The following is a 14,517-nucleotide window of genomic DNA, read 5'->3' on the forward strand; positions in this document are numbered from 1 at the left end:
ACGGCCGCCGGCCCCCTGTCCCGTCCCGGGCAGGGGGCCGGCGGCCGTTCCCGGCGCTCACGCGCTGAACGGCTCGAAGTCCCAGCACGGCAGGGCGCCGGCCCTGGCCGCGGCCGTCCGCGGGTGGCCGGGGCCGAGGGCGGCGGCCAGGGCCCGCACGGCGTCCTGGTCGAGCAGGTCCGCCTCGGCCGCGCGGCCGGCGCCCCGCAGCGCCGCCGCATGGGCGGAGCGGCACATCGCGGTGAGCACATGGGCCGGGCCGAGGGCCCGTTCGGCGCGGGCGGCCGCGTCCCGTGCCGCCTCTTCGGCAGCGGGGTCGCCGGCCTCCTGCCGCACCACGGCGGCGTTCAGGGCGCAGCCGGCCGTCCAGGGGTGGTCCGGGCCGACCGCGCGCTCCATCGCCGCCAGCGCCGCCTGTGCCCGCGTGTCCGCCTCGATCCGCTCCCCCGCCGCCCGCAGCACCAGCGCGTGGTTGGCGAGCGCACCGGCGGTGTACGCGTGCTCGCCGCCCAACTGCCGCCGGTAGCAGTCCAGTACGGTGCCGGTCAGCGCCCGCGCCCGGTCCAGGTCGCCGTGATCGCGCTCATGGCAGGAGTACGACGCGGTGACGCGCAGCGTCAGCGGGTCGGTCTCGCCGAGCACCCGCTCGCAGCGGTTCACCAGCCGCCCGAGGGTCGCCAGCGCCCCCGGCCCGTCGCCCGCCTGGCCCTGGCACTCGGCGAGGTTGTGCTCGGCGCGCAGCGACTGGGGGTTGTCCGGGCCCAGCACCTCCGCGTGCCGGGCGCAGTTGATCTCCTGGGCCCGCAGCGCCTCCTCGGTCAGGCCGAGCAGGCGCAGGTCGAGCGCCCAGGAGTCGGCCGAGGACAGGGTGCGGGCGTGGCGGGCGCCGAGCCGGTCGCGCTGGGCGGCCAGGGTGCGCCGGTCCAGTTCCAGGGCCTCGGCGTAGCGGCCGAGCAGGCGGTAGGTGACGGCCACGTTGTTCTGCGCGGTCAGCTCGCCGCCCTCGTCGCCGATCCGGTGGTAGCCGGTGCGCACCAGCTCGGCGAGGTCCAGCGCCTCGTGGTAGCGGCCCAGTTGGCGCAGGTCGGCGGCGAGGCTGCCGGCGGCGCGCAGGACCAGCACGTCGTCCCGGCCGCGGTCGGCGCTCAGCCGTTCGTAGGCGTCCCGGTCCAGGGCCTCGCTCTCGGTGTACTCGCCGAGCGCGCGCAGCAGGTTGGCGCGGTTGTGCGCGAGGTCCCACAGCCGGGCGTCGCCGGGGTCGAGCAGCTGCGGCCAGTACTCGTTGGCGCGGGCGGCGGTGCGCAGGCCGGCGCCGTACTCGCCGGACAGGAAGAGGTAGCGCATGCAGCGGATCACGGTGGTCTGGACGGCCGGGTCGGCGGTCTCCAGGGCGCCGGATGCCTCCAGGTGCGGCACGATCTGGGCGTAACGCGGCCAGTGGGCGGGCTCGTTGGGGCGGCCGGGGTCGGCGGCGACCAGGGCGGCGCGCACCACCCGGGAGTAGCGGCTGCGCTCCTCTTCGGGCAGGTCGGCCCGGACCGCCTGGTAGACCAGCCGGTGCATCTGGACGACGTCGGTGGAGCCGGCCGGCTCCACGGCGCCGTTCTCCTGCGGGTCGGACTGGATCACCGACCACTGGGCGAGCTTGCCGACGGCCGCGTCCCACGCCTCGGGGTCCGCGGTCAGCCGGGCGAGTTCGGGGGGGATCTCGGCGCCGGTGCCGTCGTCCCCGGCGTCGTCCCCGCCGGCGGCGCCGAGGCCGAGCAGGTCGCGCAGCAGCCGGACCGGGACCGGGCCCGGCGCGAAGAACACGCACAGCCGCAGCAGGTCCACCGCCTCGGGCCGGTCCTCCCGCAACCGGTTCAGCAGGATCGAGAACGCGGTGAAGTACGTCATCTGGAAGTCCGCGGCGACCTTCAGACCGGACTCCACCTCGGTGCCGCGGCGCAGCAGTTCGACGTACTCGTCGACCGGCATGAGCGAGTCGTTGAGCGCGCCCGCGTTCTGGTCCAGCGCCAGCGGCAGGTCGCCCAGCGCCTCGGCGAGCTTGTCCGCATCGGCGTCGTCCAGCCGCGGCGCCCGACGGCGTACGAACGCCACCGACTCGTCCCGGTCGTAGACGGGCACCTCGACCAGGGCGCTGTTGTACTCGCCCCACTCCCGGTTCTGCGAGGTGATCAGCACCTGTCCCGGCCCGGCCGGCAGCAGGTCGTGGACGTCCTCCGGCCGGTCCGCGCCGTCCAGCACCACCAGCCACCGCGCGTACGGGTCCCCGCGGCGCAGCGCGTCCCGCACCGCCCGCAGCCGCTCGCCGTACTCCCGTCCGGTCACCAGGCCCAGGACGGGCGCGAGGCCGGCCAGGTGCTCGCGCAGGGTGCCGCGCTCCCCGGCAGGCACCCACCACACCACGTCGTACTCGGCGGCGAAGCGGTGGACGAACTCGGTGGCGACATGGGTCTTGCCGACGCCGGACAGGCCGATGAGCGTGCTCACCGCGGCGCCCGACGGGGCCTCGGCGAGCCGGCGGTGCAGCGCGGTGAGGACCTCCTCGCGGCCGGTGAAGCGGGTGTTGCGGCGCGGCACACCGCCCCACACCGCCGGCTGCTCCAGCGGGAAGCGCGGGCCGTCCGCGGTCTGCTCCGGCGGCTGGGCGCGCTCGACGCCCAGCGCCGCGAGCAGCCGCGCCTCGGCTTCCGGCGCGGCGGTGTCCCACAGGTCGGCGCCCGCCAACAAGGCTGCGGCGGCGGGCAGTTCGGCGGCGCTGACGCGGACCGCGGCGAAGTGGCCGGCATGCGCCGGGACCACCGCGCGCAGCGCCTCGTTCCACTCCTGCGGGTCGCGCAGGCCCAGCCGGAAGTACCACGCGCTGAGCACCACCAGCACCCGGTTGCCGGACAGCAGCAGGTCCCGCAGCCCCTGCTCGACCGAGGCGCCCGGCACGACGTTCCAGCGCTGCAACGACACCTGGACGCCCTGGAGTTCGAGGCGGTGCGCGATCCACACCGCCCAGGGCCGGTCGGTGCCGGCGTAGCTGACGGTGACGCGGTGGGCGGGTGGCGGGCCGCCGGTCCGGCCGGGCGCGGCCAGTACCGCGACGCCCTCGACGGGGAGGGCGGCCGCAGCTCCCGTGGCCACGATCCGCACCGGCAGCCCGGCCGTACGCACCGGGACGCCGTGCCCGTTGAACACCGACAGCCGCAACTCGGCAGGTCCCGGGCGGCCGTTCGCGGTGACCACGAACCGCGCCGGACCGTAGGTGCCGCCGAAGCGGTGCAGCACCACCGAGGGGTGGCCGAGCGCCTCGCAGACCAGTTCGGGGCCGCCGTCCAGTGCGACACCGAACGCGAACTCCTCCTGCTCGTAGGGCCATTCGCCGGGGTCGCAGGTGCTGCGCAGGTCCACCGTGACCAGGTAGCCGCGGCCTGCCTCCGCCACGCGCGGCCGGGCCACGACCGGTTCGACGCGCAGCCGCGCGCCCTCGCCGCTCACCGCGCCTCCGGTCCGCGGCGGCCGGAGGTGAGCCGGAGCGTGGTCAGCGGGTGCCCGTAGTAGACGTACATGAAGTGGTAGAGCAGCGTGAGCACCCGGCGCTGGGCCTCGACGTCCTGGCCGCCGCCGGGCTCCCGGGTGCGCGGGAGCCGCCGGGGCAGCTGGCCGACCGCCAGCGCCCGGAAGTCGCGGAGCATGTGGGCCAGCGGTACGCCCGGCCGCTCGCGGGCGTACTTCACCAGGTGCCGCAGCAGGGCGCGCGCCTCGCTCTCGCCGACCTCGCCGCGGGTGGCGATGCACGCCTTGGCGCCCTTGCGCAGGAAGAGTTCGGAGAAGCCGCGCAACGCGTCCTCACCGCCGCCCTTGTTCTCCACCAGCCGCCCGGAGTGGCAGACGTTGAGGCAGACCAGGGTGCCGTCGCTCCCGGTGCCGCCCCGCAGTGCGCGCATCGCCGGCTCGTCCATCTCATGCCAGGTGAGCATGCCCGCCGTGAGGTCGTCGATGCGCTTTCCGTGGGTGCCGTGGCAGCCCATGTAGACCAGGCCGAGGCCGGGTCGGTCCGGCTCGCCGGGGCGGTCCGGGTGGTCGGGGCGGTCCGCGCGGCCGGGGTTGTCGGGGTGGTCCGGGCGGTCGGGGTCGCGGCGGCGCTCGTCGAGGCGGTCCAGGAAGCGGTCCACGTCGGTGTGCGGTTCGTGGTCGAAGGGCGCGAAGACGTCGATGTCCTGGCGCATCCGCCCGTCGAAGTAGCCGAGGACCCGGCCCGAGCAGTCCGCGGGCACGTCCAGCAGCGGGCGCCGCAGCTCCCGGATCGTGGTCCAGCGCGCCACCGGCACGGCGGCCCCCAGCGGCAGGTCGGGACCGCCGTCGCCGGTGGTGAGCAGCAGCAGTTCCCACGGGATCTCGTAGTCGGTGTCGTCCCAGACCACCACGTGCAGCGCGGCGCCGTGCCGGGCCCGCTGATCGTTGAGCCAGCCGACCAGCGGCCGTTGCAGCTGCGACCAGTGCCGCACCGCGCGGTAGAACTGGCTGGGCACCGCGCCGGCGGCGTGCACCCGGGCCAGATTGATGTCCGTGGGCGGCAGTTGGGGCTCGGGCGGCCCGTACGGGCGCTCCTCCTCGGACCCGCCGCAGGTGCCGGTGAGCACGTACGCGGGCTCGCCGGCGGCGGACCGGGCGCGCTGCACCCGGAGTTGGGCGAGGCCGCCCGGCAGCCGCCCGGTGGGGTCGGTGGTGGCGGTGCCCAGCGCCTCGGGCGGGGTGTCCGGGACCGCCGCGTCCGGTGCGCGGGCCGGGCGCGGCACGGGCAGCGGCGCCGGCCGCGGGCTGCGCGGGCCGGCGCCCGCCGCGCCGCGGACCCCGGTGATCCACGCGGTGGCCCGCCGCATCCGGTCAGCCGGCGGCATCCTCGTCCCCCTCCGTCGCGGGCCCGGCCACCACGCTCCCGCCGAGCGCGTCGGCCAGCTCGAACGGCAGCTCCGCGTACGGCTGCGCGCCGGTGTCCAGCACGACCGTGTGCAGCCGCATCCGGCCCATCGCGCCGAACTGGCCGGCCGCGACGAGCGCGTCCTGCACCCCGCGCCGGCCCACCGGCCCCTCGTGCAGCCCGGTCAGGCTGGTGCGCAAGGGTATGTTGCCGCGGCCGTCGCTGGCGACGACCAGCCATGCCTCGGCGAGCGCGGTCGGCTGCTGCTGGAACGCGCGGCGCACCAACTGGGCGGCGAGCAGCAGCCCGTGGGCGAGCGGACTGGCCCGGCCCGGGGTGCGCTCCAGTGCCTCGGCCAGCCGCGGGTCGAGCACGTTGCGGGCGTGGAAGGTGTGCGCGCGCAGCTCGTCGGCGGTGGGCGCGCCGCCGACCTCGACCACGGCGACGGTGGCGCGGGCGGCGTACGCCCACTGCACGTACGGGGCGATGGCCTGCTGCCAGTCCGGCCCGGGCCGGCTGGTGTGGTCCAGCAGCAGCACCAGCATCCGCTCGGGTTCCGCGGCGCGGGCGTGGCTGCGCAGATCGCCCGCGGTGATGGCCAGGGCGCCGCGGTCGCGGACCCGGCCGGGCAGCCGCTGGTGCTTGGCCGCCTCGATGACGGTCGGCACCAGTGCGAGGTCCCGCAGGTCGGTGGCGCGGCGGATGCCGGTGACCGGGCCGCGGTCGGCGGCCGGGCCGGAGGCGCGCCGCCAGGCCGCGCGCAGCGGCGCGTACTCCCGCAGCGGCTCGGCCTCGTCCTCGGGGTAGGGGCCGCCGGGCTCGGGCCGGGCGGGCGCCGGGTCGGCGAAGGGGGTGAGCGGTTCCTCCGGGCCAGGGGCGGGCAGTTCGGTCGTGTGGACGGCCGAGCCCGGCTCGGCGCCCTCCGGCTGCGGCGGTGCGGCGGGCGGCTCGGGCGGCGGCAGCGGCTCGGGGTGGTCCGGCCGCGGCCGGTCGGCGTCGGGCGCGGGCGGACGGTCCGGTGCGAGCCCGATCAGCCGGGCCGCCTCCGCGACATGGGCGGCGGTGGTGGCGGGCGCGGCGGGGTCGGCGAGGCCGGCCAGCGCGCGGGCGATGCGGGCCAGCGCGAGGGCCCGCCGCTCCCCGGGCTGCTCCGCGACGCGGGCGAGCGCCTCCTCGTCGAGCGGCGGTCGGCGGTACCGCCCGCCGGCCGGGCGGCCAGCAGCAGTCCGGTCGGCGGCCAGACGGTCGGCGCCCGGACCGTCGGCGGCCAGACGGTCTGCGCCGGGACCGTCAGCGCCCGGACCGTCAGCGGGCAGGCGGTCTGCGGGCAGCCGGTCGGCGGCCGGACCGTCAGCGGCCAGACCGTCAGCGGGCAAGCGGTCGGCGGCCGGACCGTCAGCGGCAGTCCGGTCGACGGGCAGCCGGTCAGCAGCAGTCCGGTCAGCAGGCAGCCGCAGTCCGGGCACCGCCAAGCGCAGCGGAAAGCGGTCGAGCAGGTGCGGGGAGACCCGTCCGGCGTCCTCGGTGCGGCAGAAGGCGAGCCAGCGGGCGCGCGGCCGCCAGGTCGCGCTGGCCCCGTGCCGCTCGACGGAGGCCGCCTCCGCGCCCAGCACGGTGACCGCGGCCCGCAGCCCCGGCAGCGGCAGGCGGGCCAGGTCCGGCACGACCACCGCGCGCGGCGGCGCGGCCGGGTCGGCCTCCACCAGGTCCCCGGGGAGCACGTCCAGCGCGATCCGCCCGCGTGCGGGCCGCAGCCGCGTCCGCGACCACAGGTCGTCCTCGCGTACGGCCGCACCGAGGTGCACCACCTGCCCGCCCTCGGCGACGGCCGCGGCGAACAGGCCGACGACCTCGGCGGTCAGCGCCGGCGGGACGTCGAAGAGCAGGACACCGGACAGGCGGGGGTCGGCGGCGGCGCAGGCGAACACCCGCAGGAGGCGGCCGAACGACGCGTCGGCGGGGTCGCGGCCGGTCATGACAGCAGCTGGTCGAGGCGTTCGAGGTCGTCCGGCGCCCAGTCGGCCGAGCCGCCGTGGGTGCTCTCGGGGCGCCGGTGCCGCAGCGCGAGCGGCGCGGTGACCCGCAGGTGGGCGGCGGTCACCGCGGGGGCGCCCTCGGCGGCGGCCTGGGCGCGGGCGGCCTGGAGCATGACCACCTCGCCGCGGTGCCCGACCACCTGGAAGGCGGCGGCGGTCTTCGCGCAGAGCCCGACGACGTCGTCGCCGACCTCGACGTCGAACAGCCGGGCCCTGGCCGCCAGCAACTGGTCGCGGCGCTCCCGGTCCAGCCGGCGCCCCTCGGCCAGCCACACCGATCCGGGGTCCGCGCTCTCCTCGTCGAACCGCAGCACCGCGCGCAGCATCGCGTGCCGCCCGGCGGTGTCGAGCGGCTGGGCGGTGGCCATCAGGCCGAACCGGTCCAGGAGTTGGGGCCGCAGCCCGCCCTCCTCGGGGTTCATCGTGCCGACCAGGCCGAACCGGACGCTCATCACCTTGTCCAGGCCCTCCCGCTGCACCGACAGCACACCGGTGGAGGACACGTCGAGGATGATGTTGACCACGTGGTCGTTGAGGAGGTTGACCTCGTCGATGTAGAGCAGGCCGTCCGCGTGGGCGGCCTCCAGCAGCCCGGGCTGCTCCGTCGTCTCGCCGCGCAGCAGCGCGTTGAGCTCCCAGCCGCCCAGGACGCGGTCGTCGGTGGCGTCGATGGTGAGGGTGACCGGCAGCCGGCCGCGGGCCATCAGCGCGAACGCCCGCACCACGGTGGACTTCGCGGTGCCCGGCTGACCGGAGATCAGCACTCCGCCGATCGCCTCGGCGATGAAGTTCAGCTCCAGCGCGAGCTTCAGCTCCTCCTGGCCGACGACGTAGCTGTACGGCAGGATCGTGATCCCGGCCGTCACGACGCGGCGCCGGTGTGCCAGCGGAACGTCACCTGTAACTGGGCCTCGGCGGAGCTCTGCACGACGTAGGCGCCGAGCGAGGCGTCCATCTTGATGCCGAACTGCATCTCGACCTCCTGCGGCCGGGTGCCGTCCGGCAGCGCCCGGAACCGTGCGGCGGCGACCTCCGCGCAGCGGCAGGCGAGCGCGATGCCGTCGTCGTACACGTCGCGGGACAGTTCGGCGACGCGCCGGGCCGGATTGCCGCGGGTGGCGCCGTACACGCCCTCGGCGGGGCCGGCCGGGCCGGACTGCTGCGCCGGGCCGGGCTGGACCTCGACCTGGACCTGGACCGGCGGCGCGCCCGAGGCGCCGGGCGGGCCGCTGACTACGGGCATCTTTCTCGTCCCCCAAGGCGGTGGTGGCGTGCGCGGGTCGCGGCGGGCGCGGCCCGGTCAGGAGCTGAACGGTTCGAAGTCCCAGTACGGGCGGCTGCGGGAGCGCCCGGAGATGGTGTGCGGGTGCTGCGGGCCGAGCGTGCGGGCGAGTGCCTCGAGCGCCTCCTCCTCGACCTTGTCGGCCTCCGGGCGGCGCCGCAGGTTCCGCAGGTCGGTGGCGAGCGCGACCCGGCAGGACAGGCTGAGCGGGTGGTCCTTGCCGAGCCGGGCGGCGGCCCGGTCCGCGGTGATCCGGCTCAGCTCGGCGGCGCCCTCCGGGTCCCCGGCGAAGTTGCGGGCCGCGGCGACGTTGAGCGCGCAGCCCAGCGTCCAGGGGTGCTCCTCGCCCACGACGCGGCTCATCGCGGCGAGCGCGTCCTCCACCTCGATCTGGGACTGCTGGCGCTCGCCGGCCGCCCGCAGCAGCAGCCCGTGGTTGGCGAGCGCGCCCGCGGTGTACGGGTGGCCGGCGCCGAACTGCGTGCGGTAGCGGGACAGCACGGCCTCGCCCAGCTCGCGGGCGCGGTCCAGGTCGCCGTGCTCGCGCTCGAAGGTGGACAAGGTGGCCGCCACCCGCACGGTCAGCGGATCGCTGTCGCCGAGCACCCGCTCGCAGCGCTCCAGCAGCGAGGCGAGCAAGACGGCCGCCTTGGGCCGGTCGCCGCCGCGCTGGTGGCACAGCGCGAGGTTGTGCTGGGCGCGCAGCGTCTGCGGGTTGTCCGGCCCGAGCACCATGCGGTGGATGTCGGCGTTGCGCTCCTGGACCGAGGTGGCGTCCTCGTAGCGCCCGAGCAGCCGCAGGTCATGGGCGTAGGAGTTCTCCGACGACAGCGTCAGGTTGTGCCGGTCGCGCAGCTGCTCGCGCAGCGCCTCCATGGTCTGCCGGTCCAGTTCCAGCGCGTCATGGTAGCGGCCGAGCAGGCGGTAGGTGACGGCGATGTTGTTCTGCGCGACCAGGGTGCGGGCGTCCTGCGGGCCGAGCAGTTCGCGATAGCTGTCGCGGACCCGCTGGGACAGGTCGAGCGCCTCGTCGTACTCGCCCAGCGCCCGCAGGTCCGCGGCGAGGCTGCCGGCCGCGCGCAGCGCCAGCAGGTCGTTGGGGCCGCGGTCTGCGCTGAGCCGGGCGTGCGCGCGGCGGTCGATGGCCTCGGTGGTGGTGTAGTCGCCGGTGGCCCGGATGGCGTTGGCCTGGTTGTGCAGCAGGTCCCACAGCCGGGGGTGGTCCGGTTCCAGCAGCCGCGGCCAGATCTCGGCGGCGGCCGCGGCGATCCGCTGGGCGGCGCGGTACTCGCCCGAGAAGTACAGGTAGCGCAGGCAGTTCAGGACGGTCGACTGGATCTCGGGGTTGGTCGAGCTGAGCGCGCCGGACGCCTCCAGGTGCGGCACGATCTCGGCGTAGCGCTGCCACAGCCGGGTGTCGTTGGGGCGGCCGGGGTCGGCGGCGGCGAGCAGCTTGCGCACCACCCGCGAGTACAGGCTCTGCTCCTCGCGGGGCATGTCGGCGCGCACCGCCTGGTAGACCAGCCGGTGCATCTGGACGACGTCGGTGGAGCCGGCCGACTCCTCGGTGTCGGTCTCCTGCGGGTCGGACTGGATCACCGACCACTGGGCGAGCTTGCCGATGGCGGAGTTCCACAGCAGCGGGTCCTCGATGAGCCCGGCGAGCCGCTCGGGCACGTCGCGGATCGGCAGGTCCCGCAGCAGCCGGACCGGGATCGGCCCGGGCGCGAAGAACACGCACAGCCGCAGCAGGTCGACCGCCTCCGGCTTGTCCTCGCGCAGCCGGTTGAGGAGTATCGAGAAGGCGGTGAAGTACGTCATCTGGAAGTCGGCGGCGACCTTCAGACCGGGCTCCACGTCGGCGCCGTGCCGCAGCAGTTCGATGTACTCATCGACCGGCATGTTCGAGTCGTTGAGGGCGCCCGCGTTCTGGTCCAGGGCCAGCGCGAGGTCGCCCAGCGCCTCGGCGAGCTTGTCCGCGTCGGCGTTGTCCAGCCGCGGCGCCCGGCGGCGTACGAACGCCACCGACTCGTCGCGGTCGTAGACGGGCACCTCGATCAGGGCGCTGTTGTGCTCACCCCACTCCCGGTTCTGCGAGGTGATCAGCACATGTCCCGGCCCGGTCGGCACCAGGTCGTGGATCTCCTCGGGCTGGTCCGCGCCGTCCAGCACCACCAGCCACCGGAAGTACGGGTCCCCGCGGCGCAGCGCGTCGCGCACCGCCCGCAGCCGCTCGCCGTACTCCCGCCCCGTGACCAGGCCGAGGGCGGGGGCGAGGCCGGCGAGCTTCTCGCGCAGGGTGCCGCGCTCGGAAGCGCGCACCCACCACACCACGTCGTACTCCAGGCCGAACCGGTACACGAACTCGGTGGCGATATGGGTCTTGCCGACGCCGGACAGGCCGTGCAGGGTGACGACGGCCGCGCCGGGCTCGGCGGCGGTCAACTGCTGGTACAGCCCGTACAGCAGCGCCTCGCGGCCGGTGAAGCGGGTGTTGCGGCGCGGCACGCCGCCCCACACCGAGGGCTGCTCCAGCGGGAAGCGGGGGCCGCCGGCGCCGCTGAGGGTGTCGCCGGCGGACGAGCGCGGCGGGGAGACGCCCAGCCGGGACAGCACCCGCCGCTCGGCCTCCGCCGCGCCCAGGCCCCACAGGTCGGCCGCGCTGAGCGAGGCCGCGGCGCTGGGCAGCGAGGCGGCGGTGACGCACACCGCGGCGAAGCGGTCGCTGTGCTCGGGGACGACCTCGCGCAGCGCCTCGTTCCACTCCTCCGGGTCACGCGGGCCGAGCCGGAAGTACCACTCGCTGAGCACCACCAGCACCCGGCCCTCGGACAGCAGCAGGTCGCGCAGGCCCTGCTGCACGCTGGTCCCCGGCAGCAGGTCCCAGCGCTGCATCGACACCTGGAGGCCGTGCCGCTCCAGCCGGCTGGCGATCCATGCCGCCCACGCCCGGTTGTACCCGGCGAAGCTGATCGTCACCGGTCCCCGTGCGGCTGCTGCTGAAGCGGTGTTCCGCCCTCCGGCCATGCGACCGACTCCCTCGTTGTGCGCGCAGAGTGCTCTGACGGTGCGACAGGTGACTGCGCCAGAAACTACACCGAATGCTCCCCCGTTGACGTGCCGTCATGCCGGTTCGCGCCCGTTCGTGGCAGTCTGCGCCCGTCTTCTGCGCCAGATGGCCCGGGCGGTCTCCACATAGGCGCTCGCGCGGGCCAAATGGCCGTCGGGCGGGGCGTGTTCCGCCAACCGGGCGTGGTGCGCGGCCATCGCGGTGGCCAGCGCCCGGCCCTGCCGGGTCAGGGCCCGGGCGCCGAGCAGTTGGGGCAGCGCGGCGCCGACCTGCTCCCGGCAGCGGCAGTGGTCGGCCCAGGCGGCGTCCCGGCGGGCCGGGTCGGTCAGCGCGGTGGCGGCCCGCAGGTGGAAGTCGGCGAGCGCGAGGTGGGCGTAGGCGCCGTGGAAGAGCCCGTCGAAGGGCCGCGGGTCGGGGCGCCAGGGCGCGAAGTAGCCGGGCGCGTCGTCGGCGGTGTGCAGCACCACCAGCTGGGAGACGGCCAGCAGCTTGGCGTGCTGGAGTTCGTGCACCAGGGTGGCGGCCAGCTCCAGGCCGTCGCGCGGGGTGCTGGACAGCAGCGCCCCGAACGCCTCGCCGCGGGTGGCGCTGCACTGCGCGCCGGGCGCGCCGGTCAGCGGCACCACGCAGTCCAGCAGCGCGGCCACCTCCTGGGCCCGGGTGGTGCCGCCCAGCCGCAGCCAGGGCCGCGCGTCGCGCCAGGCGGTCCGCCACGCGGCGTGCCCGGCGGGGTCGAGCCGGTCGGCGAGGTCCAGGCCGTAGGGGTTGGTGCGGCGCTCCTCGTCGCGGTAGGGGTCCACGTCGTCGATGAGGACGGCGCGGCCGTCGGGGTGGCGCAGCGCCTGGAGCGGGCGCCAACCGGGGGCGGCGGAGCGCCAGATGCCGTCGGGGCCCTCGCGGACCTCGACGGCGCCGGGGCCGGGGGCCGGGGGCCGGGGGCCGTCGGGCGGCAGCGGGAGCAGCCACAGCCGGTGGGGTTCGCCGACGACGCGGACGGTGGGTACGGGGGCGGGTACGGGGGCGGGGCCGCCGGGTCCTTGGCCGCGGGTTCCGCCGGTTCCGACGGGTCCACCGGGTCCACCGGGTCCGACCGGTCCGGGGCCGCCGGGCGCGCACCTCGCGGCGCCTGCCGCGCGGCCCGGCCGGTGGCCGCCGATCGTGGGCAGCCGCAACTCCCCGCCGTACGCGGGTACGTCGACGGTGAAGCGCAGCCCGGCGCGGGCGGCGGCGGCCGCCGCGAGCGCGGCCAGGTGCGGCAGCTCCGCGGCGGCGCGGTGCGCCTGCCCGGGCCGCGTCAACGCGCGTAGGCAGCGCTCCGCCCAGGCCCCGGTGTGCGGGTACTGCACGACCCGCCGGGTGGCGGCGCTGTCCGCGCGGTCGGCGGCCTCCAGCAGCCGCCAGTCGCGCAGCACCCGGTCGGCGGTGCCCTCGGGCAGGGTCCCGGCGGGGGCGGTCGCGACCGCCTCCAGCAGGGCGCGCAGCGTCAGCAGCCGCCGCGCGTGCTGGTGCGCGACGAGCAGGTCGAGCAGGCCCGGGGTGCTGCCGGTGCTGCCGAGCACCGGCAGCATGTCGGCGGGCAGTCCGTCGCGGCCGGCGCCGCCGGGGGCGCCGGGGGCGCCGGGCCCGCGGGGCGGGGTGGTGGGGCCAGGGGTGCCGAGCGGGTTCACCGGATGGTCTCCCGGGTCGTGTGGCGGCCGGACCCGGTACCGGCCGCCTGGGCGAGCCGGCGGGCGGTGTGGCGCACGAGGTGGGCGAGGTCGGCGCAGTACACCGACGGGTTGCGGAAGCCGGCGCCGGCCCGGTAGCGGTGGGCGTAGTGGCCGCCGCCGCAGACCGCGACCAGGGCGCAGGCCCGGCAGGTGGCGCCCAGCGCGGCGAGGCCGGCCTGCCGGGCGGCGACACCGGGGTGGGCCAGCGCGTCGTCGAAGCTGTGGTGGAAGACGTCGAGGCCGGTGGCGGCGGCGCCCTCGTACGCGGACTTGAGCGAGTCGACCTGTTCGATGCTGCCGTCGGTCTCGACCACCACCGCGGTGAACGGCTGGAGGCCGAGCCGTTCGATGGCGGCGGGCACGCCGAGCAGCAGGGCGACGCACTCCTCGAACAGCCGTATCCGGGTGCGGCGTTCGGGCGCGTCCCACCAGCGGTCGAAGACGGCCGTCAGCCAACTGCCGTACGGCGCGGGGTCGTCGGGCGCGGCGGGCAGGCCGGGGGGCGGGGCGGTCCAGTTGCCGTGCGGCAGCAGCAGGTCGACCGCGGGCGGGCCGAAGGCGAGCAGCGCGTCGTAGACCTCGAGCGGGTCGTGCCGCAGGTCGACGACGCACAGCACGCCGCCGTACGCCTCGGGCGCGTGGGCGGCCAGCAGCCGCAGGCCCGCGGCGGCCGCCGGCCACGAGGGGCGCCCGGCGTGGTCCACCCGCTCGCGGTTGTGGTGGGGCAGCCCGCCGTCGAGGCTGACGCCGATCCGCAGCCCGGCGCGGGCGAGGGTGCGCACCCGGTCGCGGGTGAGCAGGGTGGCGTTGGTCTGCACGCTGCCGTGCGCGGTGCAGCCGGGCGGCAGCGCCCGGCGGATCACGTCGAGGTCGGCGGCGAGGCGTTCGGCGCCGGCGAGCAGCGGCTCCCCGCCGTGGAAGACCACGGCGACCTCGCTCAGGCGGTGCGCGGCGGCGTGCTCGGCGATGCGCGCGGCGGTGCGCGCGGTCACCTCGGCGGCGGGCACCCGGGGGCGGTCGCGCCAGGTGTGGTCGGGGCCCGCGTACAGGTAGCAGTAGGTGCAGGCGAGGTTGCAGCGGCTGTGCGTCTTGAGGATGAACTGCCGGATCGGAAAGGGCGGGCGTCCGGGTGGCCCGGCCGTGTGCCGCACGTCCTCACCTCCCCCGGGCGCGGGCCATCGAGGGGCTTCCCGCCGGCCCCCGCGGTTGTTCCCGCCAGTTGCGGGGCGGCAAACACCCGTCCGGTGAAATGGCCGTATCCCTTCCGGCGCGCGGCCGGAAGAGAGCCGGCGCGCGGCGGCGCTCACGTGTCGTTGTCGAACCCCCACAGCGCCTCGCTGCCCGGCTTCGCCACCCGTGCGCGCAAGTCGCCGACCAGCGCGGACAGCACCGGGTGCTGCACGGTGCGCAACTGCTCCAGGTCCATGCCGAGCAGGTCGATCCCGGCCTCGCGAAGGGCGGGTTCGGTGTACGGCTCCGCGCCTTCGTTGGGTCGTTCCTCCATCGTG

The 14,517-nt window shown here is 76.6% G+C and carries 9 protein-coding genes; all 9 read right to left on the reverse strand.

Going from position 1 to position 14,517, the window contains the following annotated elements; genetic code table 11:
- Window positions 1-57 precede the first annotated feature (57 nt).
- On the reverse strand, window positions 58-3,489 hold the full coding sequence (fxsT, locus tag WA788_RS14565; RefSeq protein WP_335977216.1) for an FxSxx-COOH system tetratricopeptide repeat protein: 3,432 nt from the start codon (window positions 3,487-3,489) through the stop codon (window positions 58-60).
- On the reverse strand, window positions 3,486-4,892 hold the full coding sequence (locus WA788_RS14570; RefSeq protein WP_335977218.1) for a CHAT domain-containing protein: 1,407 nt from the start codon (window positions 4,890-4,892) through the stop codon (window positions 3,486-3,488). The genes fxsT (WA788_RS14565) and WA788_RS14570 overlap by 4 nt, the downstream gene beginning before the upstream one ends.
- Complete coding sequence (locus tag WA788_RS14575) at window positions 4,879-6,888, reverse strand: magnesium chelatase (RefSeq protein WP_335977221.1); 2,010 nt, start codon at window positions 6,886-6,888, stop codon at window positions 4,879-4,881. Before WA788_RS14575 ends, WA788_RS14570 begins: the two co-directional genes overlap by 14 nt.
- Window positions 6,885-7,814 carry an AAA family ATPase gene (locus tag WA788_RS14580; protein ID WP_335977224.1) on the reverse strand — a complete coding sequence of 310 codons (930 nt, stop codon included), beginning with the start codon at window positions 7,812-7,814 and terminating at the stop codon, window positions 6,885-6,887. The genes WA788_RS14575 and WA788_RS14580 overlap by 4 nt, the downstream gene beginning before the upstream one ends.
- Window positions 7,811-8,191, reverse strand: a complete 381-nt coding sequence (locus tag WA788_RS14585; RefSeq protein WP_335977226.1) for a CU044_2847 family protein — start codon at window positions 8,189-8,191, stop codon at window positions 7,811-7,813. The genes WA788_RS14580 and WA788_RS14585 overlap by 4 nt, the downstream gene beginning before the upstream one ends.
- Before the next feature lie 57 nt (window positions 8,192-8,248).
- The gene (gene fxsT / locus WA788_RS14590) at window positions 8,249-11,257 is read right to left on the reverse strand and encodes an FxSxx-COOH system tetratricopeptide repeat protein (protein WP_335977228.1); all 3,009 of its coding nucleotides are present in this window, start codon (window positions 11,255-11,257) and stop codon (window positions 8,249-8,251) included.
- Between the two features lie 96 nt (window positions 11,258-11,353).
- Window positions 11,354-12,967: an aKG-HExxH-type peptide beta-hydroxylase gene (locus tag WA788_RS14595; protein WP_335977229.1), complete on the reverse strand. Its 1,614-nt coding sequence runs from the start codon at window positions 12,965-12,967 to the stop codon at window positions 11,354-11,356.
- A complete protein-coding gene (locus WA788_RS14600; protein WP_335977230.1) occupies window positions 12,964-14,160 on the reverse strand; it encodes an FxsB family cyclophane-forming radical SAM/SPASM peptide maturase in 1,197 nt (398 codons plus the stop codon). Before WA788_RS14600 ends, WA788_RS14595 begins: the two co-directional genes overlap by 4 nt.
- Window positions 14,161-14,312: 152 nt before the next feature.
- Window positions 14,313-14,513 (reverse strand): FxSxx-COOH cyclophane-containing RiPP peptide, encoded by a 201-nt coding sequence (gene fxsA / locus WA788_RS14605; protein WP_335977231.1) that lies wholly within the window; start codon window positions 14,511-14,513, stop codon window positions 14,313-14,315.
- Window positions 14,514-14,517 lie beyond the last annotated feature (4 nt).

The organism is Streptomyces sp. CA2R106 (genome assembly GCF_037034245.1).
Lineage (GTDB): Bacteria > Actinomycetota > Actinomycetes > Streptomycetales > Streptomycetaceae > Actinacidiphila.

Bases quoted from the DNA above. Each gene is read 5' to 3' on its own strand.
- WA788_RS14570 (WP_335977218.1), bottom strand. From the start codon at position 4,892: ATGCCGCCGGCTGACCGGATGCGGCGGGCCACCGCGTGGATCACCGGG.
- WA788_RS14575 (WP_335977221.1), bottom strand. From the start codon at position 6,888: ATGACCGGCCGCGACCCCGCCGACGCGTCGTTCGGCCGCCTCCTGCGG.
- WA788_RS14585 (WP_335977226.1), bottom strand. From the start codon at position 8,191: ATGCCCGTAGTCAGCGGCCCGCCCGGCGCCTCGGGCGCGCCGCCGGTC.
- fxsT (WP_335977228.1), bottom strand. From the start codon at position 11,257: ATGGCCGGAGGGCGGAACACCGCTTCAGCAGCAGCCGCACGGGGACCG.
- fxsA (WP_335977231.1), bottom strand. From the start codon at position 14,513: ATGGAGGAACGACCCAACGAAGGCGCGGAGCCGTACACCGAACCCGCC.